The organism is Klebsiella sp. AqSCr, from assembly GCF_008452795.1.
Classification (GTDB): domain Bacteria; phylum Pseudomonadota; class Gammaproteobacteria; order Enterobacterales; family Enterobacteriaceae; genus Klebsiella; species Klebsiella pneumoniae.
This window is the reverse complement of sequence record NZ_MJDM01000048.1, coordinates 1-1,786: the sequence shown is the minus strand read 5'-3', so window position 1 is coordinate 1,786 and position 1,786 is coordinate 1. Positions and strand designations below refer to the sequence as shown.

2 protein-coding genes are annotated in these 1,786 nt (G+C 51.1%); both read left to right on the top strand.

Annotated elements, in window-relative coordinates:
• On the top strand, positions 1-558 hold a 558-nt coding region (locus tag BHE81_RS27875; protein ID WP_172622158.1), incomplete at its 5' end, for a conjugal transfer protein TraH.
• Positions 558-1,786, top strand: a 1,229-nt coding sequence (gene traG / locus BHE81_RS27870; protein WP_149888864.1) for a conjugal transfer mating-pair stabilization protein TraG, incomplete at its 3' end; no start/stop codon positions are given. The genes BHE81_RS27875 and traG, both read left to right, overlap by 1 nt.

Sequence of the window (1,786 nt, the reverse complement as noted above, 5' to 3'; positions counted from 1 at the left end):
ATGATGGAGGGCGGCACGGCTAAAATCTACCACTGCAATGATTCGGATAAGTGTCTTAAGGTCGTTGCTGATGCGACCGTGACCATCACCTCCAGTAAGGCGCTGAAAAGCCAGATTTCCGCTTTGTTAAGCAGTATCCAGAATAAAGCAGTGGCTGATGAAAAACTGACGGATCAGGAGAAAGGATTTATCTCCAGCACCACCATCCCGGTGTTCAAATACCTTGTCGACCCGCAGATGCTCGGGGTGTCTAACTCACTTATTTACCAGCTGACAGACTATATCGGCTACGACATCCTGCTGCAGTACATTCAGGAACTTATCCAGCAGGCCCGGGCGATGATCTCAACCGGTAATTATCCCCAGTCGACAATGGATATGATCATGGAAAACCTCAATCAGGCGAGTGTGCAGATTGCCGCTTTCCAGTCCCGTGTTCAGGTCCAGCAGGACGCCTTGCTCGTGGTGGACAGACAAATGAGTTACATGCGCCAGCAGGTCTCTGCCCGCATGATGACCCGCTACCAGAATAACTATCATTTTGGGGGGAATCAGTAATGCTTGAGGTATATGCCATTGCTGGCGGTGACTGGTTACGGGGCAACCTGAACGCGATTGCGGCGTTTATGGGGACCGGCACATGGTCGACCATAGAAAAGATGTGTATCGCCATTTCGGTACTCATTGTGGCGGGGAACTGGGTAAAAAAACACAACGTGATGGACCTTTTGGGCTGGGTCTTTTCCCTCACCCTGGTCTCTATGCTGGTTGTCATTCGCACCCCTGTGCAGATCATCGATTACAGTAACGTTGCGCAGGTCTATGAAGTCGATAATGTACCTATTGGTCTGGCCATTCCGGCGTCGCTGACAACGCGAGTAGGAAACGCGCTTATCCAGAGTTATGAGATGGTCTTCGCGCTGCCGGACAGTGTCACGTACAGTAAAACGGGGATGTTATTTGGCAGTAATCTGGTCGCGAAAAGTACGGATTTTTTGTCACAAAATCCTCAGATTACGACGCTGTTTTCCGATTACGTACAAAACTGTGTGATGGGCGATATTTTTCTCAATCATAAGTACACTTTTGAGGAATTACTGAATTCACCTGACCCGTACACCCTGATTTTTGCAAACCCGAGTCCACTGCGTGGCGTGTTTGATAAAAACAACCAGTTCCAGACATGCGAGGAGGCCTCACGGGATCTGAAATCGGCTCTTGCGCTGGATACCCAGACAGGGGGTAAAACCTGGAACTACTATGTTCGTCAGCTGTTTGGTGGCAAACCTAATCCCGATCTGCTTTTCAGCCAGATGATTGGCGACAGCTACAATTACTTCTACAGCTCGGGACAGAGCGCCGGGCAGATTATCCGCCAGAACGTCACGATGAACGCCCTGCGCAGCGGGATCCAGAGTTATGCGGCCCGCAGCGGGGACACCGCCAGTCTGGTCAATATCGCTAACACATCATCCCTTGAAAAGCAGCGGCTGGCACAGGCCACAATGGGGCACCAGGCGCTTCGCGCACTTCCTCTGACGCAGACCGTCATTATGGGGTTAATGATTGGGATGTTCCCGATCATGGTGATGGCCGCCATGTTTAACATGATGACGCTGCAGGTGCTTAAGGGGTATGTGTATGCGCTTATCTGGCTGCAGACGTGGCCATTACTGTTCGCCATCCTGAACAGCGCAATGGCCTACTATGCGAAGCAAAATGGCGTGCCGGTTGTTCTCTCTGAGTTGTCGCAGGTTCAGCTCAAAAACTCGGATATTGCGACCAC